Origin of the sequence: Micromonospora sp. NBC_01392, assembly GCF_045040125.1 — a bacterium.
In the GTDB taxonomy this organism is placed as follows: domain Bacteria; phylum Actinomycetota; class Actinomycetes; order Mycobacteriales; family Micromonosporaceae; genus Micromonospora.
The window spans coordinates 6,468,690-6,488,275 of record NZ_CP109549.1; the positions used below are offsets into that span (position 1 = coordinate 6,468,690).

Annotated in this window: 17 protein-coding genes; 7 read left to right on the top strand and 10 right to left on the bottom strand. The window is 73.6% G+C overall.

The window, feature by feature from the left end:
• Positions 1–86: 86 nt before the first annotated feature.
• The 3 genes from OG767_RS28160 to OG767_RS28170 form a co-directional block, all read right to left on the bottom strand.
• Positions 87–380: a type II toxin-antitoxin system PemK/MazF family toxin gene (locus tag OG767_RS28160; protein ID WP_281938046.1), complete on the bottom strand. Its 294-nt coding sequence runs from the start codon at positions 378–380 to the stop codon at positions 87–89.
• Complete coding sequence (locus tag OG767_RS28165; protein WP_405091208.1) at positions 370–630, bottom strand: DUF6364 family protein; 261 nt, start codon at positions 628–630, stop codon at positions 370–372. The genes OG767_RS28160 and OG767_RS28165 overlap by 11 nt, the downstream gene beginning before the upstream one ends.
• A 73-nt stretch (positions 631–703) precedes the next feature.
• Positions 704–1,396 carry a class I SAM-dependent methyltransferase gene (locus tag OG767_RS28170; protein ID WP_405091209.1) on the bottom strand — a complete coding sequence of 231 codons (693 nt, stop codon included), beginning with the start codon at positions 1,394–1,396 and terminating at the stop codon, positions 704–706.
• Between the two features lie 153 nt (positions 1,397–1,549).
• Between OG767_RS28170 and OG767_RS28175 the strand changes: the two genes are divergently transcribed.
• From OG767_RS28175 to OG767_RS28195, 5 genes are read left to right on the top strand one after another with little or no spacing between them, the layout of a single operon-like run.
• Positions 1,550–3,658, top strand: coding sequence for a molybdopterin oxidoreductase family protein (locus tag OG767_RS28175; protein WP_405091210.1), 2,109 nt, complete (start codon positions 1,550–1,552; stop codon positions 3,656–3,658).
• The gene (locus OG767_RS28180; protein ID WP_405091211.1) at positions 3,655–5,145 is read left to right on the top strand and encodes an FAD-dependent oxidoreductase; all 1,491 of its coding nucleotides are present in this window, start codon (positions 3,655–3,657) and stop codon (positions 5,143–5,145) included. The genes OG767_RS28175 and OG767_RS28180 overlap by 4 nt, the downstream gene beginning before the upstream one ends.
• Entirely contained in the window at positions 5,142–7,673 is a 2,532-nt protein-coding gene (nirB, locus tag OG767_RS28185) for a nitrite reductase large subunit NirB (protein ID WP_405091212.1), read from the top strand. Before OG767_RS28180 ends, nirB begins: the two co-directional genes overlap by 4 nt.
• Positions 7,670–8,017, top strand: a complete 348-nt coding sequence (gene nirD, locus OG767_RS28190; protein ID WP_405091213.1) for a nitrite reductase small subunit NirD — start codon at positions 7,670–7,672, stop codon at positions 8,015–8,017. Before nirB ends, nirD begins: the two co-directional genes overlap by 4 nt.
• Positions 8,018–9,106, top strand: a complete 1,089-nt coding sequence (locus OG767_RS28195) for a uroporphyrinogen-III synthase (RefSeq protein WP_107157472.1) — start codon at positions 8,018–8,020, stop codon at positions 9,104–9,106. It abuts the gene before it with no gap.
• A gap of 6 nt (positions 9,107–9,112) precedes the next feature.
• Here OG767_RS28195 and OG767_RS28200 read toward each other — a convergent pair whose 3' ends face one another.
• From OG767_RS28200 to OG767_RS28220, 5 genes are all read right to left on the bottom strand, one after another.
• The gene (locus OG767_RS28200) at positions 9,113–10,078 is read right to left on the bottom strand and encodes a ferritin family protein (protein ID WP_405091214.1); all 966 of its coding nucleotides are present in this window, start codon (positions 10,076–10,078) and stop codon (positions 9,113–9,115) included.
• A 118-nt stretch (positions 10,079–10,196) separates the two neighbouring features.
• On the bottom strand, positions 10,197–10,814 hold the full coding sequence (locus OG767_RS28205) for an ATP/GTP-binding protein (RefSeq protein WP_281938056.1): 618 nt from the start codon (positions 10,812–10,814) through the stop codon (positions 10,197–10,199).
• Positions 10,795–11,157: a DUF742 domain-containing protein gene (locus OG767_RS28210; RefSeq protein ID WP_091065900.1), complete on the bottom strand. Its 363-nt coding sequence runs from the start codon at positions 11,155–11,157 to the stop codon at positions 10,795–10,797. Before OG767_RS28210 ends, OG767_RS28205 begins: the two co-directional genes overlap by 20 nt.
• 62 nt (positions 11,158–11,219) lie before the next feature.
• Positions 11,220–11,627 (bottom strand): roadblock/LC7 domain-containing protein, encoded by a 408-nt coding sequence (locus tag OG767_RS28215; protein ID WP_089155226.1) that lies wholly within the window; start codon positions 11,625–11,627, stop codon positions 11,220–11,222.
• Entirely contained in the window at positions 11,624–14,698 is a 3,075-nt protein-coding gene (locus tag OG767_RS28220; RefSeq protein WP_405091215.1) for a nitrate- and nitrite sensing domain-containing protein, read from the bottom strand. Before OG767_RS28220 ends, OG767_RS28215 begins: the two co-directional genes overlap by 4 nt.
• A gap of 448 nt (positions 14,699–15,146) precedes the next feature.
• On the opposite strand from OG767_RS28220, the gene OG767_RS28225 reads away from it, so the two are divergent.
• Positions 15,147–16,328: an ABC transporter substrate-binding protein gene (locus OG767_RS28225; RefSeq protein ID WP_405091216.1), complete on the top strand. Its 1,182-nt coding sequence runs from the start codon at positions 15,147–15,149 to the stop codon at positions 16,326–16,328.
• A 165-nt stretch (positions 16,329–16,493) separates the two neighbouring features.
• Here the strand turns inward: OG767_RS28225 and OG767_RS28230 are convergent, their stop codons facing one another.
• A complete protein-coding gene (locus tag OG767_RS28230; protein ID WP_396769503.1) occupies positions 16,494–17,327 on the bottom strand; it encodes an ABC transporter permease in 834 nt (277 codons plus the stop codon).
• Positions 17,328–17,428: 101 nt separating this feature from the next.
• The gene (locus tag OG767_RS28235) at positions 17,429–18,457 is read right to left on the bottom strand and encodes an ABC transporter substrate-binding protein (RefSeq protein ID WP_405091217.1); all 1,029 of its coding nucleotides are present in this window, start codon (positions 18,455–18,457) and stop codon (positions 17,429–17,431) included.
• 282 nt (positions 18,458–18,739) lie between these two features.
• On the opposite strand from OG767_RS28235, the gene OG767_RS28240 reads away from it, so the two are divergent.
• Positions 18,740–19,585 carry an ABC transporter ATP-binding protein gene (locus OG767_RS28240; RefSeq protein ID WP_405091218.1) on the top strand — a complete coding sequence of 282 codons (846 nt, stop codon included), beginning with the start codon at positions 18,740–18,742 and terminating at the stop codon, positions 19,583–19,585.
• Position 19,586: the final 1 nt, after the last annotated feature.

The window sequence follows — 19,586 nt, forward strand, 5'->3', positions numbered from 1 at the left end:
GGAACGGGCGGTTTCCCCGGGGTGCCCCGCGCGCGTCGGGCCGGAAACGGCTACCGCACGTCCGCCGGACCGCAACGGTGAGATCGTCACAGCTCCTGGAGGATCCGCAGCGCCCGGCCGACCCGCTGCATGGTCTCGGCGTCCGCCACGTCCACGCACTCGGTGAACCACTTCTTCATCGGCGAGGAGAGCCGGTCGGGCATCACCACGAAGCCGCCCGTGCGTACCGCGAGCGGCGAGTCGCGCAGCAGCGACTCCTCGACCACCTCGGCCACGATCACGATCGGCACGTCGGTGGCGTTGTAGACGTCGGAGCTGATGACCAGGCCGTACCGTTCCCGGGCGCCGGAGATGCGCCAGACCTCGCCCCTACGCAGCACGCGGACGCCCGCCGCCGAACAGGGCGTCGTCGACCATCGCGGCCTCCTGGGCGTCGGCCAGGGCGGCGGATTCCAGGTCCAGGCCGGCTCGGCTGACCGCGGCGGCGTGCGCGGTGAAGACCTCGCGCAGCGCCTTCTCCCGGGCGGCCCGGTCCATCCAGGCGGAGAGGGAGAGCCCTTCCCGCTTGGCGAACCGGCGCGCCTCCTCGATGGTCTCGTCGGAGAACGACAGTGTCACCTTGGCGGTCATGCCGAGCAGAATACCCACCGGTATGACCGCCAGTCATCCCCGCTCGCGCGGACCGGGGAACCGGACACCGGGGTCACTGCGGACGGCGACCGCCGAAGACGGCGAAGCGCCATTCCTTGAAGAAGCAGTCCACGTCCGCCAGCCCGGCCTCGCCGAGCCAGCGACACTGGTCGGCCACGGCGGCCGGCCGGTCGTAGCGCATCCGTGCCCGGGAGGCGGCGATCTCGTCGGCGTCGGAGCCCAACTCGGTGATCCGCGCCGTCCACACCTCGTCGTAGCGCCGGTCCAGCGCCGGGGTGGGGCCGGCCACCTGCTCGGCGTTGACGAACACACCGCCGGGCACGAGCGCGTCCGCCGCCCGGCGGTAGAGCGCCCGCTTGCCGTCGTCGTCGAGGTGGTGGATGGCCAGCGCGGAGACCACCGCGTCGTAGCGGCCGGCGGGCAGCGGGTCGGCCAGGTCGGCGTGGACCGTGCGGTGCGGCACCCCGCGGGCGGTCAGGTGGCCGGTGGCGACCGCGAGCATGGCGGGCGCGCCGTCCACAAGCGTCAGCCGGACGCCGGGGACCGCCGCGGACAGCAGCAGGGAGAGCAGGCCGGTGCCCGCGCCGAGGTCCAGCACCTCGGGGGTACGCCCGGCGGCCAGCGCGGCCCGCAGCGGCGGCGCGGCCACCTCGATCGCGGTGCCGTAGAACGCGTCGAAGCAGGGCACCAGCCGGCGTCGGGCCTCGTCGTAGCGGCCGGCCACGGCGTCGAAAGCCTCCGTCACGCGCACATCTGCCTCCCATTAAGTGGGACAAATTTCTCACATTCTAGACCAGTCGATCCGTTCCGTCAGCCCCGTGCGGTGTGAGGCGCTCTTGACAGGACCGAAACAGAAGGGACCCGGGCCGGAAACCGCCCGGCGGCACGCTTTTCCGACATGACAGACGGTGCACGCGTGGCGACGCGATCGGGGGTGCTCCCCCGGGAGGCGGCCACGCACTGCCCGTACTGCGCGTTGCAGTGCGGCATGGTGCTGCGCGGCGTCGGTGCCGGCGTCGAGGTCGGCGCACGGGACTTCCCCACCAACCGGGGCGGGCTGTGCCAGAAGGGCTGGACCGCCGCCGAGCTGCTCGACCACCCGGAGCGGCTCACCACGCCGCTGCTGCGCGACCGGCCCGGCGGCGAGCTGCGCCCGGCGGGCTGGGACGAGGCGCTCGACCGGGTCGCCGCCGGCCTGCACACGGTCCGCGACCGGTACGGCCCGGACGCGGTCGCGGTCTTCGGCGGCGGCGGGCTGACCAACGAGAAGGCGTACGCGCTGGGCCGGTTCGCCCGGGTGACGCTGCGCACCCGGCACATCGACTACAACGGACGCTGGTGCATGTCGTCGGCCGCCGCGGCCGGCAACCGCGCCTTCGGCGTCGACCGGGGCCTGCCGTTCCCGCTCGCCGACCTGGGCCGGGCGGACACGCTGCTGCTGGTCGGCGCGAACCCGGCCGAGACCATGCCGCCGCTGATGCGGCACGTCGCCGACCAGCGGCAGCGCGGCGGCCGGCTGATCGTGATCGACCCCCGGGCCACCGCCACCGCCCGCCAGGCCGACCTGCACCTGCAACCGCTGCCCGGCACCGACCTGGCAGTGGCCAACGCGCTGCTGCACATCGCGCTCACCGAGGGACTCGTCGACCGGGCGTACGTCGCGGCGCGTACCACCGGGTTCGACGAGGTCCGGCGTACCGTCGCCGGCTGCTGGCCGGCGGAGGTGGAGCGCCTCTCCGGGGTGCCGGTGGCCGACCTGGAGGCCGCCGCCCGCGCGCTGGCCGGCGCGGACCGCGCGATCATCCTCACCGCCCGGGGGGCCGAGCAGCACGCCAAGGGCGTCGACACGGTCACCGCCTTCATCAACCTGGCGCTCGCGCTCGGCCTGCCCGGCCGCCCCGGCTCCGGCTACGGCTGCCTGACCGGGCAGGGCAACGGGCAGGGCGGACGCGAGCACGGGCAGAAGGCCGACCAGCTCCCCGGCTACCGGCGGATCGACGACCCGGCAGCCCGGGAGCACGTGGCCGGCGTGTGGGGCGTCGACCCGGCGACGCTGCCCGGCCCGGGGGTGCCCGCCTACCAACTGCTCGACTCGCTCGGCACCCCGTCCGGGCCGAGGGCGCTGCTGGTGTTCGGCTCCAACCCGGTCGTCTCCGCGCCGCGCGCGACCCGGATCGAGTCCCGGCTGCGCGACCTCGACCTGCTCGTGGTCGCCGACCTGCTCCGCTCGGAGACGGCCGAGCTGGCCGACGTGGTGCTGCCGGTGACCCAGTGGGCCGAGGAGGACGGCACGATGACCAACCTGGAGGGACGGGTGCTGCGCCGGCGCGCGTTCCGCCCGCCACCCGCCGGCGTCCGGACCGACCTGGAGATTCTCGCCGCGCTGGCCGCCCGCCTGACCGGCGGCGCACCGCTGCCGACCGACCCGCGGACGGTGTTCGAGGAGCTGCGCCGCGCCTCGGCCGGCGGCCCGGCCGACTACGCCGGGATCACCTGGGACCGGATCGACGCCGACAACGGCGTGTTCTGGCCCTGCCCGGACGTCGACGGACCGGACCGGCCCCGCCTCTTCGCCGACCGGTTCCCCACCCCGGACGGCCGGGCCCGGTTCCACCCGGTGACCCACCGCCCGGCCGCCGAGCCGGTCTGCGCCGAATATCCGCTGCACTTCACCACCGGCCGGGTCCTGGCGCAGTACCAGTCCGGCACGCAGACCCGACGGGTCGCCGCGCTGCGCCGGGCCGCGCCGGGCGGCTTCGTCGAGCTGCACCCCGACCTGGCCGCCCGGCTCGGCGTGACCGACGGGACGCCGGTACGGGTGGTCTCCCGCCGGGGCGAACTGCGCGCGCCGGCCCGACTCAGCCCGGCGATCCGGCCGGACACCGTCTTCGCCCCGTTCCACTGGCCCGGCGCGGCCCGCGCCAACTCGGTCACCAACGACGCGCTCGACCCGGTCTCCGGGATGCCCGAGTTCAAGATCTGCGCGGTCCGGGTGGAGCGGGCATGACCGGGCGCGTCGTCGTCGTCGGGTACGGCATGGCCGGGGCCCGGCTCGCCGCCGAGCTGCACGCGCGGGGCGGGGACCGGCGGATCACCGTGCTCGGGGCGGAGCCGCACCGGGCGTACAACCGGATCATGCTCTCCACGCTGCTCGCCGGGAAGATCGGCGAGCCGGACGTGGAGCTGGTCGAGGCGCTCGGTCCACGGGTGGACGTACGGACCGGCTCGTCGGTCTCCGCCGTCGACCGGGCGGCCCGGGAGGTCCACACCGCCGACGGCGGCCGGTACGGCTACGACCATCTGGTGCTGGCCACCGGCAGCCGGGCCGCGGTGCCACCACTGCCCGGGCTCGACCCGCTGCCCGACCGGGTGGTCCCGTTCCGCACGCTCGCCGACTGCCGGCGGATCCTCGCCGTCGCCCGGGACGCGCGTCGCGCCCTGGTGCTCGGCGGCGGGCTGCTCGGGCTGGAGGCGGCTCGGGGCCTCGCCGCCCGGGGCCTCGACGTGACGGTGGTCCACCCGCACGGGCACCTGATGGAACGGCAGCTCGACCCGACCGCCGGGGCGGTCCTCGCGGGCACGCTGACCGGGCTCGGCGTCCGGGCCCGGCTCGGCGTGCCGGCGACCCGGGTGACCGCCGACGCCGACGGCGTCCGGCTCCACCTGGCCGACGGCGAGCCGCTCGCGGCCGACCTGCTGGTGCTCTGCTGCGGCGTACGCCCGGACACCGCGCTGGCCCGGGCGGCCGGGCTCGCCGTCGACCGGGGCGTGGTGGTGGACGACCGGATGCGGACCAGCGACCCACGTATCTCGGCGGTGGGCGACTGCGCCCAGCACGACGGGACGCTGACCGGGCTGGTCGCGCCGGCCTGGACGCAGGCACGGGTGGTGGCCGACGTGCTGACCGGGGACGACGAGGCGGCCCGCTACCGGCCCCGACCGACGGTGACCCGGCTGAAGGCGGCCGGGATCGACCTGGCCGCGATGGGCGACCTGGCCGGGACCGGCGACCCGGACGGGCCCGGCCCGGTCGAGGAGCTGACGTTCGCCGACCCGGCCCGCGGCACGTACGCCCGGCTGCGGATCCGCGACGAGCGGCTGACCGGCGCGATCCTACTCGGCGACAACCCGGCGGTCGGCACCGTGGTGCAGCTCTTCGACCGGGGCGCGCCGGTCCCCGCGGACCGGCGCGCGTTGCTGCTCGGCCGCGCGGTCGGCGCACCGGCCGAGCCGGCCGCGTCCCCGGCGCTGATGCCGGACGCGGCCGTCGTGTGCCGGTGCAACGACGTGACCAGGGGCGCACTGGTGGCGGGGTGGCGGGCCGGCGCCCGGAGCGTCGCGGCGCTGTCCGCGGCGACCCGGGCCGCCACCGGTTGTGGCGGCTGCCGCGACGCGGTGACCGGCATCGCCGCCTGGCTCGCCGAGGCGGACCCGCCGACAACCGACGAGGTACGCGAGACGGATGCGGATCGGGAGGCGGTGCAGGTGTCATGAGCGAGCGGATCAGCAGGCTGGTGGTGGTCGGCAACGGCATGGTCGGGCAGCGCTTCGTGGAGGCGCTGCGGGCCCGCGACCGGGACGGGCGGTGGCGGGTCACCGTGCTGGCCGAGGAACGGCGCCCGGCGTACGACCGGGTGCGGCTCTCGGCCGTCTTCGACGGCGTCGACGCGGACGAGTTGAGCCTGCACACCCCCGACGCCGGCGTGGAGCTGCGGCTGGGCGAGCCGGCCACCGGCGTGGACCGGGCACGGCGGGTGGTGACCACGGCGACCGGCGAGCATCCGTACGACGCCTTGGTGCTGGCCACCGGCTCGTACGCGTTCGTCCCGCCGGTCGACGGCACCGACCTGCCGGGCGTCTTCGTCTACCGGACGCTCGACGACCTGGCCGCGATCCGGGCACACGCCGAGGGCCGGCGGACCGGCGCGGTGATCGGTGGCGGCCTGCTCGGCCTGGAGGCGGCCAACGCGCTGCGCCTGCTGGGGCTCGCCACCAGCGTGGTCGAGTTCGCGCCCCGGCTGATGCCGGTGCAGGTGGACGACGCCGGCGGGGCGATGCTGCGGCGCTACGTGGAGGAGTTGGGCGTCACCCCGTACCTCGGGGTGGCCACCACGGCGTTGCGCCCCGGACCGGACGGCACGGTGGCCGCGCTGGACCTCGCGGACGGCCGCACGGTCGACGCGGAGCTGGTGGTGGTCGCGGCCGGGATCCGGCCCTGCGACGAGCTGGCCCGCGCCGCCGGGCTGCCGCTGGGCCCGCGCGGCGGGGTGCTTGTGGACGCGGCGTGCCGGACCGCCGACGAGCGGATCTGGGCGGTCGGCGAGTGCGCGGCGGTGGAGGGCGTCTGCCACGGCCTGGTCGCGCCCGGGTACGCGACCGCCGAGGTGGTCGCCGACCGGCTGCTCGGTGGCGCGGCAACGTTCCCCGGGGCGGACACCGCGACCAAGCTGAAGCTGCTCGGCGTGGACGTGGCCTCGTTCGGCGACGCGCACGGCGTCACCGCCGGCTGCCTCGACGTGACGTACACCGACCCGGCCACCCGGTCGTACGCGAAGCTGGTCCTCTCCGACGACGCGCGGACGCTGCTCGGTGGCGTGCTGGTCGGCGACGCGAGCGCCTACCCGACGTTGCGGGCGAGCGTCGGCGGCCCGCTGCCCGGTCCCCCGCTGGCGCTGCTGGCCCCGGCCGGCGGCCCGAGGGCCGGGGCCGGCGCGTTGCCGGCCGCCGCGCAGGTCTGCTCCTGCAACGCGGTGACCCGGGCCGACCTGGACGCGGCGATCGCCGGCGGGGCGACCGACGTGCCGGCGCTGAAGGCGTGCACCCGGGCCGGCACGAGCTGCGGCTCCTGCGTGCCGATGCTGAAGCAGTTGCTGGACGCCGCCGGGGTGCGGCAGTCCACCGCGCTCTGCGAGCACTTCGACCTGAGCCGACAGGAGCTGTTCGACCTGGTCCGGGTGCGGGGCATCGGCACGTTCTCCCGGTTGGTCGCCGAGCACGGGCGCGGACGCGGCTGCGACATCTGCAAGCCGGTGGTGGCCTCGATCCTCGCCTCGCTCGGCACCGGGCACGTGCTGGACGGCGAGGCGGCGTCCCTCCAGGACACCAACGACCACTTCCTGGCCAACCTGCAACGCGACGGCAGCTACTCGGTGGTGCCCCGGATCCCCGGCGGGGAGATCACGCCGGAGAAGCTGATCGCGATCGGCGAGGTGGCGCGGGACTTCCAGCTCTACACCAAGATCACCGGCGGGCAGCGGATCGACCTGTTCGGCGCGCGGGTCGACCAGCTCCCGCAGATCTGGCGTCGGCTGGTCGACGCCGGCTTCGAGTCCGGGCACGCGTACGGCAAGGCGCTGCGCACGGTGAAGTCCTGTGTCGGGGACACCTGGTGCCGGTACGGCGTGCAGGACTCGGTCGGGCTGGCCATCGCGTTGGAGCTGCGCTACCGGGGCCTGCGCGCGCCGCACAAGCTGAAGTCGGCGGTCTCCGGCTGCGCCCGGGAGTGCGCCGAGGCGCGCGGCAAGGACTTCGGCGTCATCGCCACCGAGACCGGGTGGAACCTGTACGTCGGCGGCAACGGCGGCTTCCGGCCCCGGCACGCCGACCTGTTCGCCACCGACCTGAGCACCGAGGAGCTGGTCACGCTCATCGACCGGTTCCTCATGTACTACGTGCGCACCGCGGACCGGTTGCAGCGGACGGCCGCCTGGATCGAGGCCATGGACGGCGGCCTCGACCACCTCCGGTCGGTGCTGGTGGACGACGCGCTGGGGCTCTGCGCCGACCTCGACGCGGCGATGGCCCGGCACGTCGACGGGTACTCCGACGAGTGGCGGGACGTGCTGGAGGACCCGGAACGGCTGCGCCGCTTCACCTCGTTCGTCAACGCGCCGGACGTGCCGGACCCGTCCATCACCTTCGCGGTGGAGCGCGGTCAGCCGGTGCCGGCGCGCGGCGCGCCACCGGGCGGGGAGGGCCGGCGGCAGCCCGTCGTGCTGGGCCTGCCGGAGGTACGCCGATGAGCCCGACCGTGACGCTGGGCTGGACGCCGGTCTGCCCGCTGGACCGGCTCGACCTCGACCGGGGCGTGGCGGCGCTCGTGGACGGCGTGCAGGTCGCGCTCTTCCGCACCGTCGGCGGGCTGTTCGCGGTGGACAACCTGGACCCGGTGGGCGGCGCGTACGTGATGTCGCGGGGCCTGGTGGGCAGCCGGGGCGGGGTGCCGACGCTCGCCTCCCCCCTGCACAAGCAGGTGTACGACCTCACCACCGGGCACTGCCTGGACCTGCCCGGGGTGACGCTGCGGCGGCACCGGGTGCGCTGCCGGGACGGCCTGGTCGAGGTGCGGCTGCGGCAGGAGGAGTGAATGCGGGACGAACTGGCGGGCTTCACCATCGGGGTCACCGCGGACCGGCGGCGCGACGAGCTGGCCGCGTTGTTCCAGCGGCGTGGCGCCCGGGTGGTGCTCGCCCCGGCGCTGCGGATCGTGCCGCTGGCCGACGACACCGACCTGCGCGAGGCGACCCGGGCCTGCCTGGCACACCCGCCGGACGTGCTGATGGCCAACACCGGCATCGGGATGCGGGGCTGGCTGGAGGCGGCCGAGGGCTGGGGGCTGGCCGAGCCGCTGCGGGACACGCTCACCCGGGCGTACGTGGTGTCCCGCGGGCCGAAGGCGACCGGGGCGATCCGCGCGGCCGGGCTGCGTGAGCACTGGTCGCCCGCCTCGGAGTCCTGCGACGAGGTGGTCGAGCACCTGGTCCGGCGCGGCGTGGCCGGCCAGGTGGTGGCGCTGCAACTGCACGGCGACCGGCAGCCGGAGTGCACCGAGGCGCTGGTCGCGGCCGGGGCCACGGTGATCGAGGTGCCGGTCTACCGGTGGGCGCCACCGGCCGACCCGGCGCCGCTGCACCGGCTCATCGACCTGGTCGCCGGCCGGCTGGTCGACGCGGTCACGTTCACCTCCGCCCCGGCGGCCGAGGCGCTGCTGCGGGCCGCCGGGGACCGGACCGAGACGGTGCTGGCGGCGTTGCGCGGCGACGTGCTGGCCGGGTGCGTGGGCACGGTCACCGCCGAACCGCTGGTGCGGCGCGGGGTGCCGGTCAGCGCGCCGAGCCGGGCCCGGCTCGGCGCGCTGGTCCGGACCATCGTCGAGGAGCTGCCCCGCCGCACGGTCTCGGTGAAGGCGGCGGGGCACGTGCTCACGTTGCGCGGTCACGCCGCGGTGGTGGACGGGGAGCTGCGCCAGTTGGCGCCGGCCCCGATGGCCGTGCTGCGGGCGCTGGCCGCGTCGCCCGGGAAGGTGCTCTCCCGCACCGCGCTGCTGCGCACGCTGCCCCGGGGCGCTGACGAACACGCCGTCGAGATGGCGGTGGCCCGGCTGCGGGTGGGGCTGCGGGCGCCCCGGGTGGTGCAGACCGTGGTGAAGCGCGGCTACCGCCTCCGGGTGGACTGAGCCGGCTCAGCTCCGGCGGGCGTCGCGTGCCCCGCCCGCGCCGCCGACCTCCAGGTCGACCAGGGCGAGCAGGAACGCCGAGGCGTGCCCGGCCTCGTCGTGGGCGATCTCGGCGAACAGGTCGGCCGCCTCGTCCTCGCCGACCGAGGCCGCCTGACGGGAGAAGGACGGGTACATGGTGGTCGCCTCGTAGATCTCGCCGTCGATGGCCGTGCGGAGGTTCACCGCGTCGCCGCGGACCAGGCCGGCGAGCGTGGCCGCCTCGCTGAAGTGCTCGCCGAGTTCCTGACCGGCGGTGTTCTCCCAGAGCTGGGCCAGGCGCAGCCGACCGCCGTCGCGGGCGTGCCGGGCGTAGAGCGTGTACTTCGCGTACGCGAACGCCTCGCCGTGGATGGTCGCCTCCAGGTTGGCCTGCGTCGCACCGGAGCAGACTGGCCCACCGGCGGTGATCGGCACCGGCGAGACGGCCTCGCCGACCGGGACCCGCGCCCCGGATCCCGGATGGGTGATGGCGAACAGGGCGAGGCGGAACTGCGAGGCGTGTCTCGCCTCGTCGGCCGCCAGTTCGTCGAAGAGTCGGGCAGCCCGGGGGCACCGGTCGCGGCGGGCCTGCCGCGCGAACCCCGGGTAGACCACTGTCGCCTCGTGCCACTCGCCGGCGATCGACTCGCGCAGGTTCGCCACGTCCGAGCCGACGAAGTCGATCAGCGCCGCTTCCTCGGTGAAGTGCTCGTTCAGCTCGGTGGCGGCGGTGGCCGTGAACAGCTTGGCGATGCCGCCGTGGCCGTTACGCGCCGCCTCCGCCCCGTACGCCAGGTAGCTGGCGTACGCGAACGCCTCCCCCTGCATCGCCGTCAACGTGTTGGCCCGGGTGGTGTCGTTCGTCACCGCCGCCTGGGCGGGCGCCCCCACCAGGCCGACGCCGAGCACGGCACCGGCGGCCAGTGCGGTGATGCCTCTGACTGTGCGCATCGGATCCCCTCTCATCTGCGCACACTGTGAAAACTTCGTCACACAGCGTTATAGCGCTCGAGAGGATCCTAGGTTTCCCCAGCTCAGAGGCGCAGTAGCTGAGGGTCGACGCGCCGGGTCAGCCCACCGAAGCCGGGTAGCCGTGCTCGGCCTGGAGCCGGAGCATGGCGTGCTCGACCACGGTCACCAGCACCTGCTTGACCGAGTCCCGGTGCCGGGCGTCGCACATCACCAGCGGGACGTCCGGCGAGATGGCGAGCGCCTCCCGGATCTCCTCCAGTTCGTAGTGCGGCGCGTCGTCGAACCGGTTCAGCGCCACCACGTACGGCAGCTTGCGGTTCTCGAAGTAGTCCAGCGGCGCGAACGCGTCGGTGATCCGGCGCGTGTCCACCAGCACCGCCGCGCCCACCGCGCCCCGGATGATCTCGTCCCACATGAACCAGAAGCGGGTCTGGCCCGGCGTCCCGAAGAGATAGAGGATCAGGTCCTCGGCCATGGTGATGCGGCCGAAGTCCATGGCGACCGTGGTGGTCTCCTTGCCCGGCACCTTCGACGAGTCGTCGATGCCCACGCCGGCCGCTGTCATCAACGCCTCGGTGGTCAGCGGCTGGATCTCGGAGATCGCCCCGACCAGGGTGGTCTTACCCACCCCGAAGCCACCCGCGATCACGATCTTCGCGGAGATGATCTCCCGGCCGCGGCTCGCCCCGTCGGGGTCATAGTTCGCGAAGTCCACTTAGCACCCTTCCAAGCAGGTTCATCCGCGCCGCGAAGCCCGTCGCGGGAGCGGCACTGTGTAGCGTCAGCAGGCCCTCGGCCACCATGTCGGCGACCAGCACCCGGGTGACGCCCAGCGGCATCCGGGTGTAAGCGGCGATTTCCGCCAGCGACTGTGCCCGGCCTTCACAGACCGAGGAGATGCGGTATTTGTCGTGCCCGGCGAACCGCGCCTCGGCGGACTGGGTGGCCGTGCTCGACAGGACCGCCTCGAGCGCGATGTTCTGCAACGGCTCGGTGCGGCCGCGGGTGACCGCGTACGGTCGCACCAACGCGCCACGCGGATCACGTCGCGGTTCCATCTCGCGATCACCTCCCCTCGTACGGAGCCGGACCGGCTCCGGATCACCAGGTCAACAGAGCGTCACGAACGGACGGCGTCCCGCGGCAGCGGCACCAGCGCCTGACCGACCCGCTCCACCAGCAACGCCATCTCGTAGCCGACCTGCCCGACATCACAGCTACGGGCCGCGAGCACGGCCATCGACGAGCCGTCGCTGATGGACATCAGGAAGAGATAGCCACTGTCCATCTCGATCACGGTCTGCAACACCCCGCCGGCGCTGAACATCCGCGCCGCGCCCTCGGTGAGGCTGACCACGCCGGAGGTGATCGCGGCGAGCTGGTCGGCCCGGTCCTGGGGCAGATCCCGGGAGGAGGCGAGGAGCAACCCGTCCGCGGACACCGCCACCACGTGCGCGATACCCGCCACACTGTCGGCGAAGTTGGTGAGCAACCAACCCATGTCCTGCATGGCCGCCGGCCTGTTCATCGGTTCGTCTCCTTGGTCGAGGTGCTGTTCAGATCGGTGCCGGCCGTGCGGCCCCGCTGGACGCCACGGTGGTAGGCGGAGAGCAGACCCCGTACCTCGTCCGGCGTGCGTCGGCTGCGGTCCCGGCCGCTCTTCGGTTCGATCCCGCCCGGCACGAGCTGCGCCTGCGGCACCCGCTTGGGCAGGCCGGACCGGGTCGTGCCGCCGGTCGTGGGTTCCGCGGCCTGGCTGGCCCGGGACCAACCGTCGTCGGCCGCCGTCCGCCACGCCTCCGGGTCGATCGGCGGAGCCGGCGCGGGCTCCGGCGCGGGCGGGTTCACCGCCGGCGGCGCCGCGGCGGGCGGTGTGGACGGGGCGGGCGGTGTGGACGGGGCCGCCGGCGGGCTGTACGCGGGCGGTGTGCTCAGCCCCGAAGCCTGGGCCCCCGGGGTCCGGGTGGGCAGCGGCGGCCGGGCCGCCGCGGCGGGCTGCGCCGGGGCAGGCGGCGCCGGGGCGGGCTGCACCGCGGCGGGTGGCGGCTCGTCGAACCGGGGACGGGTGAAGATGGTGGTCTCGTCCTCTCCGTGCGAGCGGAACCAGACCGCCTCCATCTCCCGGAATATCGGCGCCTCGGCCGGCCGGTCCGGTCGGGCCACCACCGGCGCGGCCGGGGTGGCCTCCACCGCCGGCGTGGCGGCGAACGGCTGGAAGGCCGACGGCGCGGGGTCGGTCGTCGTCGCCGTGTCGCCGTTCGGCGTCCGCTTGGGCAGCGGTTCGAGAGCCGGGTACGCGACCGTCGGGCCCCCCGCCGACCAGCCCGTCTCCGGGGCCGGCGCGGCTGCGGGCGCGGCGGCGACCGGGGCTGCGGCGGGCACCGGCGGCAGCGAGCCGGGCATGCCGCCGAACTGCACGGCCGGCGCGGTGTCCCGCGCCTCGGCGGGCGCCTGCCACCGCGCGGGCGGCGGGGTGACCGTGCTGCGCCACTGGTCGGCCAGGGTGGCGGTGCCGCCCCGACCGGCGCCGGCCAGCGCGTCGGCGGCACCGACCTGGCTGAGCGGCGACTGCTCGACGGCGAGCGGCTGGCGCGGCCGGGTCAGCGGGGCCTGGCCCCGGTTGGCCGGCAGCACCACCGTCGAGTTCGGCAGCGTGACCTGGGCGACCGTGCCACCCTCGACGTTGCGGCGCAGCTCGACCCGGATCCCGTGGCGGGAGGCGAGCCGGCTGACCACGGCCAGACCCATCAGCCGGAACGCGGCCACGTCGACGGTCGGCGGCGCGGCCAACCGCCGGTTGAGCGAGTCGAGCTGGTCGTCGGTGAGGCCGAGGCCCCGGTCCTCCACCTGGATCAGCACGTAGTCACGGATCCGCCGGCCGTCGGCCACCACCACGGTGTTCGGCGGCGAGAACCGGGTGGCGTTGTCGAGCAGCTCCGCGACCAGACGGACCACGTCGTTGACGGCTTGCGCGGCCACCGAGATGTCGATGTCCACGGTGCCGAACTCGATCCGGTTGTAGAGCTCCACCTCGGACTGGGCGGCGCGCAGCACGTCGACCAGGAGCGCGTCGTCGCGGCGCGGCACGGCCGAGTCGGCGCCGGCCAGGACCAGCAGGTTCTCGTCGTTGCGGCGCATCCGGGTGGCCAGGTGGTCCAGCTCGAAGAGCTGGGCGAGCCGCTTCGGGTCCTCCTCGCCGCGCTCGATCGCGTCCAGCTCGCCGATCATCCGGTCGACCAGGCTCTGCGAGCGGCGGGCCAGGTTGAGGAACATCGCCGAGACACTGGTCCGCAGCGCGGCCTGCTCGGCCGCCACCCGGACCGCCTCCCGGTGGACCACGTTGAAGGCCACCGCCACCTGACCGACCTCGTCGCGGTTGGTCAGCTTGATCGGGTCCCGCACCTGCTGGACGATCTCGTCCACGCCACCGTCACCGATGGCGTTGATGTTCTGCAGCCGGCTCACCGCGTCCGGCAGGTCGTGGTTGGCCACGGAGAGCGCGCCCTCACGGAGCCGACGCAGCGAGTCGTTGAGCGAGCGGGCGAGCACCACGGCGAGCGTCACGGCGACGGCCAGCGTCAGCAGCACGAGCAGGCTCTCCACGAACGCCTGCCGGATCACGTCGGTGCGGACCGCGTCGGCGTCGGCGAGCAGCTCGTCGAGGAGCTGGATCTCCGCCCACCGCATCAGGTCGTCGACCGCGCCGATGGCGGCGGACGCCTCGTCGCGGGTGACCAGCGCGGGCTTGCCGATGGACCGGGACAGGTCGGCCGCGACCCGGTCGGCGAGCTGGACGGCGTCACCGGAGACGGTGCGGTCCACCAGGCCCCGCTGCTCCGGAGCGGCGGCCCGGGAGAACGAGAGCAGGGCCTCCTGCTGGCCGGTCAGCGTGGCCACGAACGAGGAGAACTGCTCCTCGTCGATCCGGTTGCCGACCGCGAGCGCGGTGAACACGACCGCCTGTTCCTCCGCCACCTCGGCCTTGGCGTGGGCGAACGCGGCCACCGCGCGGCGGGCGTCGGCGAGGCTCTCCGCGCCGGGCTGCTGGGCCAGCGTGTCGCCGTACGCGACGAGGTCGTCGAGGACGATGCCGTAGCGCAGGCTCGCCTCGGCCACCGGCATCTGGAGGCGGTCGAGCACCTCCTGGCGGGTGCCGTTCAGCGTCTCCAGGTGGTCGTCGATCACCTTCAGCCGGTCCCGGACCGCGGCCGGCACGTCGCCGAGCGCGCCGCGCTCCTCCCGGTAGGCCGCGATGCGCTCGTCGGTGCGACGGACCCGCAGGTTGTAGTCGTCCGGCTTCTGGTTCGTGTCGGCCAGGAAGGCGGCTGCCGCCATCCGTTCCTTGTGCAGGTCCTGGGTGAGCGCCGAGACGTCGACCGAGACCGCGGTCAGCGCCCGGACCTGGTCCGCCTCGTACGCGCCCTGACCCACCGAGATAAGTCGGATAGTTGCCAGTGCGATGACAGCCGCCACCGGAACGACCAGGATGAGGGCGAGCTTGGAGCGGATCCGCGCGTCACGCAGCCGAGGTAGACGCCGCCGCCGATTCCGCTGTTCGGCGCTGGGGCTCCCGGGCAGGGTCGTAGGTCCGGTGCTCACGACATCGCCTCCGTCGTTTCTTCCACGCGTGACCCGCTGACCCGTGCCTGGTGCAGCGGCCAGCGCCACGCGCGGCACGGCCGAGATTTCATCAGACGAGATCCTTTTTGGGAAGCCGCGGTGAGGTAGGAAACGGTCGGTGTCGACTCAACCCGTGATCCGGTCACCTAATACCTTCTTTTCTCCAACCCCCTGAACAGGGGATGTCACTCCAGAGTGGCCAAGCGCATCTGAGCAGTAATTGTCAGTTAACGTTTCGTGTCCCCAGCATGTGGGATGACCGTCCCGAAACGGCATCCGGCATCCCCGCTTGACCACAGGGCCCGGCATTGGCAAGGTTTTGCAAGCTTCGCGCACACCGTACGGCACCCCAATCCCGTTCCTCCACTGAGGACGGACAAGCGGCGGTGATCGGGCGCCGGCCCGCGCCGCACCCTGGAGGACTGAGTTGAGCCCCATCCGCTCCGCGAGCATCGCGGTGCTCGCATCGGCCGTGCTGGCCACCACGCTCACCGGCTGCGGGATCGGCGGGGAACCGCAGGACACCAGCCCCATCGTGATCGCCGCCGACCTCGAACTCTCCGGCGCTTCCGCGCCGATCGGCAAGGTGTACCAGCGGGCGCTGGAACTGAAGGTCGACCAGATGAACGCCTCCGGCGTGCTGGGCGGCCGGAAGATCGAACTGAGAGTCAAGGACAACCGCTCGGACGCGGCCGAATCCTTGCGGAACATCAATGATTTCAGCGGCGACGCACAGGTGAGCGCCGTCATCATGGGCGGCTGCAACGAATGCGCCGTCGGCGCGGCACGCACGATCAGCGACAAGCGCATTCCGACCATCGCGCTCGCTTCCGCCGGCGCGGTCACCGAGCCGGTCGACCAGCGCCGGTACGTCTTCAAGCTGGCCCCGAACGCGGTGGACAGCGCGGCGGCCCTCACCACCGAGCTGACCCGGCGCAACATCCGCAAGGTGGCGGTGCTGCACAGCGCCGACGGGTACGGCCAGGAAGGGGTCGCCGCGCTGCGCCGCGAGTTCGGCAAGGCGTCGGTGAAGCTGGTCGCCGCCGAGGCGGTGCGGACCACCGACACCGAGGTGAGCACGCAGATCGACGACCTGGTCGAGAAGAGGCCGCAGGCCCTGATCCTCTGGACGCCCCCGGAGCAGGCGACGCTGGCCGCCACCACCGCCCGGCAGCGCAACTACCGCGGGTCGCTCTTCTTCGACGCCTCGGCCGCCGGCGAGCTGTTCCTCGGCCCGTCGGCCCGCTCCACCGAGCTGGCCACGCTGATCTTCACCCAGACGATGGTGATCGACGACGTCATCGCCACCACCCCGGCCAAGGCCGCCCGGCGGCAGTGGTTCCAGGACTACACCGCCCGGTTCGGCGGCTACAACGGGTTCTCCTCGTTCGCCGCCGACGCGGTCCAGCTCATCGCGGACGCCGAGCAGCGCGCCGGCGGCGACCGGGGGAAGGTGGACCGGGACGCGCTGCGCGACGTGCTGGAGACCTCGCAGCTCGACGGCCTGTCCGGCCCGATCCGGATGACGCCGGACAACCACTCCGGGTTGATGCCGCAGGCGCTGACGACGCTGGTGGCGCGTGGGGGTCGGTGGCGGCTCGCCGGGTAGTGGTCACCGTGGGGGTGTGGGCCCCGGCGCAACCGGCTCCGGGCGGTCAGGCTTGATCCCTGCGCCGGTTGCGCCGGGGCCCACACCTGTCGTGGTCGGCCGCCGACCGTGGGTTGAGGTCTCTCTGTCGGAGTCCTCGGTCGAGGGTCGGTGCTCGGTCGACTGTCAGCGGGCGGAGGTGGTGGCGCGCACCCACGGGAGGGCGAACCGCTCGATCGCGCTCAGGGCCGCGTAGAGCACGATGCTCATCAGCGCCACCAGCATGATGGCCGCCCACGCGGTCGCCGTGTCACCCACGCCGTTGTACTGGAGGATCTGGTAGCCGAGGCCGGGACGGTCCGAGTAGAACTCCCCGATCACGGCGCCGATCGCGGCCAGCGGCATGGCCACCTTGAGACCGACGAAGATCTGCGGCAGCGCGGCCGGCAGGCGCACCTTGCGGAACGACTGCCACCAGGAGGCGTTCAGCGACCGGCCCAGCTCCGCCAGGTCCGCCGGGGTGGTGGTCAACCCGGTGGCGGTGGAGAGCACGATCGGGAAGAAGCAGAGCAGGAACACCATGGTCAGGATGGGTTTCTGACCGAAGCCCACGGCCACCACGAGCAGCGGGCCGAAGGCGATCTTCGGGACCGCGTTCACCGCCACCAGCAGCGGCGCGAACATCCGCTCCACCCGGCGGGACGCGGCCAGCGCCATCCCGATCAGCACGCCGACGACCGACGAGAGCAGGAAGCCCGAGAGCGTCATCCAGGTGGTGATCCCCAGGGCGGGCAGCAGCACGTCGGTGGTGGCGGCGAGCGAACGGGCCACCGCCTGCGGCGGCGGCAGCGCGACCGGGTGCACCAGGTGCAGCACGGACGTGACCAGCCACCAGGCGGCCACCGCGATGACCAGCCCGAGCACCGGCAGGCCGACCGCCGCCGGGGGTACGCCCCGACCGCGCCGGGCGCGCGCCGGCTCCGCCGGCGCTCCCGGCCGGGCCTCGGTCAACTGCGTCAACGTGTCCTCCTTGTCCGGCCGGTCGGCACGACCGGCACGCGAAGGGGGTGCGCCCACCGGGTGTCCCGGCGGGTCGCACCCCCGTTGGTCCGAGCGACCGGTCAGGCCTTCGGCGCGAGGTCGAAGTTGATGATCTGGTCGGGGGTGAGGTTCTGCTTCAGCGCGCCCGCGCCCTGGAGCAGCGCGATGCTCTTGGCCACCCGGCCGCTGTCCAGCGTGCCGATCGCGGTGCCGGAGTTGCTCGACCGGACGTACGCGGCCATCAGCCGAAGCTCGGCGGCGGACGCGGCCGGGTTGGCGGCCGGCACGTTCTTCTTCAGGATCTCGCCCGCCTCGTCCGGGTGCTCCAGCGAGTACTCCAGGCCCTTGAGCAGCGCGGCGGTGAACTTCTTCACCATCTCCGGCTTCTCCTTGGCGATCTTGGTGGAGGTGATCAGCGCGTTGCCGTAGAGGTCCTGCATCACGTTGCTGTACGGCAGCACGACCGGCTTCTTCTTGGCCACCGCCTCGACGGTGGGCTGGCCGACGACGAACTGGCCGATGCCGTCCACCGAGCCGGAGCCGAGCATGCCGATCAGGCCCTGCGCCTCACCGTTGACCCAGGTCACCTTGCTGTTGTCGATGCCGGCCAGCCGCGCGTACGTCGGGAAGAGGTTGCGCACGACGGACGTCGGGGTGTCGGCGAGCTTCTTGCCCTCCAGGTCCTTCGGCGTGGCGATGTTCTTGCCCTCGACCGTGACGATGGCGGCCATCGTGCGCTGCTGGATCGCGGCCACCGCCACGAAGTCCTTCGCCTGGCCGTTGCCGAGCTGGAGGATGCCACCGGTCAGGTCGATCGGGCCGAAGTCGGCCTGACCGCCGGTGATGGTCTGGATGACCGAGCCGGTGCCCTGGCCCGGCTTGATGTCGACGTCGAAGCCGGCCTCCTTGAAGAAGCCCTTGTCCTTCGCCACCCAGGCGTAGGAGTCACGGCCGAAGTTGCCGAACGAGGTGAGGTAGGTCACCTTCTCCAGCGTCCCGCCGGCACCGCCGCTGCTCTCGGACTTGTCCGAGTCGCTGCTGCAGCCGCCGACGAGGGCGAGGGCGGTCGCCAGCGCCGCCGCGGCGACTGTGCGGGTCAACCTTCTCATCAGTGCACCATGTCCTTTCCGACCTGGGCATCTTCGCCGGTCGGGTCGTGGGTCCGACGGGGTCGGCAGGGGGGATGGGCCGACTGGACCGTCGCGAGGGGACTCTTCGCGCGCAACAGCGTACGAGAAGCCAGATGACGCGCAGCAACCGTCCGGGTTGCGGAACGGAAACGAACGTGCATAAGGGGGGTGAGTTGACGTCCACCCCCGACAGAACCATCGGACGAACCCCGCTACGCTAGCCCGATTCGCATTCGGACGATGTGGGAAGGGAGCCGGCAGATGATCCGACTGTCCGGGGTGTCCCGCACCTTCGACGGCCGCTCAGGGCGGGTGGAGGCGCTGCGCGGCATCGACCTCGACGTCGCCGAGGGTGAATTCGTCGCCGTCCTCGGCCGGTCCGGCTGCGGAAAGTCCACTCTGCTGCGGATGATCGCCGGCCTGCTGCCGGCCACCGCCGGGGAGATCACCGTCGCCGGCACGCCGATCACGAAGCCACGCCAGGACGTCGCCATGCTGTTCCAACGGCCGGCGCTGCTGCCGTGGCGCACGGTGCTCGACAACGTGCTGCTGCCGGTGGAGATCTTCGGCTGGAGCCGGGCGAAGCACCGCGACCGGGCCCGGGCGCTGCTGGAGATGGCCGGGCTGGGCGGCTTCGAGAAGCGCCTCCCGCACGAGCTGTCCGGCGGCATGCAGCAGCGGGTCTCACTCTGCCGGTCGCTGATCGGCTCACCCCGCGTGATGCTGATGGACGAGCCGTTCTCCGCGCTCGACGCGCTCACCCGGGAGGAACTCTCCGGCGAGCTGCAACGGGTCCACATGGACACGAAGGCGACGATCGTCTTCGTCACCCACTCGATCGACGAGGCGGTGCTGCTGGCCGACCGCGTGGTCGTGCTCAGCCCGCGTCCCGGCCGGATCCGCGAGGTGGTCGAGGTGGCCGTGCCCCGGCCCCGCACCCTGGGCCGGCACGCGCACCTGGCCGACGTCGCCCGGATCAGCGCCGAGCTGCACGAACTGCTGATGGAACGGGACGCACCCGGCGTACCCGCGCCGGCCGGTCCGGTGGGACCGCCGGCCACGCCGGTCGAGACGCCGCCGCGGGCCGCGGCGGCGGGAGGACGGTGAG

Coding starts and splice junctions, on each gene's coding strand:
- OG767_RS28165 (WP_405091208.1), bottom strand. CDS start 630: ATGACCGCCAAGGTGACACTGTCGTTCTCCGACGAGACCATCGAGGAG.
- OG767_RS28175 (WP_405091210.1), top strand. CDS start 1,550: ATGACAGACGGTGCACGCGTGGCGACGCGATCGGGGGTGCTCCCCCGG.
- OG767_RS28180 (WP_405091211.1), top strand. CDS start 3,655: ATGACCGGGCGCGTCGTCGTCGTCGGGTACGGCATGGCCGGGGCCCGG.
- nirB (WP_405091212.1), top strand. CDS start 5,142: ATGAGCGAGCGGATCAGCAGGCTGGTGGTGGTCGGCAACGGCATGGTC.
- nirD (WP_405091213.1), top strand. CDS start 7,670: ATGAGCCCGACCGTGACGCTGGGCTGGACGCCGGTCTGCCCGCTGGAC.
- OG767_RS28195 (WP_107157472.1), top strand. CDS start 8,018: ATGCGGGACGAACTGGCGGGCTTCACCATCGGGGTCACCGCGGACCGG.
- OG767_RS28200 (WP_405091214.1), bottom strand. CDS start 10,078: ATGCGCACAGTCAGAGGCATCACCGCACTGGCCGCCGGTGCCGTGCTC.
- OG767_RS28210 (WP_091065900.1), bottom strand. CDS start 11,157: ATGGAACCGCGACGTGATCCGCGTGGCGCGTTGGTGCGACCGTACGCG.
- OG767_RS28215 (WP_089155226.1), bottom strand. CDS start 11,627: ATGAACAGGCCGGCGGCCATGCAGGACATGGGTTGGTTGCTCACCAAC.
- OG767_RS28235 (WP_405091217.1), bottom strand. CDS start 18,457: ATGAGAAGGTTGACCCGCACAGTCGCCGCGGCGGCGCTGGCGACCGCC.
- OG767_RS28240 (WP_405091218.1), top strand. CDS start 18,740: ATGATCCGACTGTCCGGGGTGTCCCGCACCTTCGACGGCCGCTCAGGG.